This window comes from Pseudomonas sp. 2995-3 (genome assembly GCF_002742565.1).
Classification (GTDB): Bacteria; Pseudomonadota; Gammaproteobacteria; order Pseudomonadales; family Pseudomonadaceae; genus Aquipseudomonas; species Aquipseudomonas edaphica.
Genome location: NZ_LJSB01000132.1, coordinates 1 through 355 on the forward strand (window position 1 = coordinate 1; position 355 = coordinate 355).

At 37.2% G+C, this 355-nt stretch carries 1 protein-coding gene; it reads right to left on the reverse strand.

The annotated features are described in order from the left end of the window. Nucleotides 1-355: tol-pal system YbgF family protein (locus tag AOA62_RS31740; RefSeq protein ID WP_158235121.1), on the reverse strand; the 355-nt coding region annotated here is incomplete at both ends.

Here is a 355-nt window from a genome sequence, read left to right on the forward strand (position 1 = left end):
CTGTGTCGGTATAGGCTCGGAATAGATAAACCAACGATCTTCAGGAATTACACCATCGCCAGCTGATGCCAACACTTTTAGGTATTCATTAGCAATTTGTTCATTTTGATGATCTCTAACCTTCGTTTCTTCCCATAGATCCTTAGCTCTGGAACGATTCCCATTTTTCCAGGCCGCAATTGCCATTTGATGAAAGTAAGATGGTGTTTTAAAGAAATCACTGTAATTATACAGTTTTTTGTACCACCTATAAGCACGAGAATATTCCCCTACAAAAAAGAGTGTTTTGGCTAAATAATAACAATGCCAATCCTTTAAAGGGCGTAGATTTTTTAAATCGTTAATCCAAATCTCC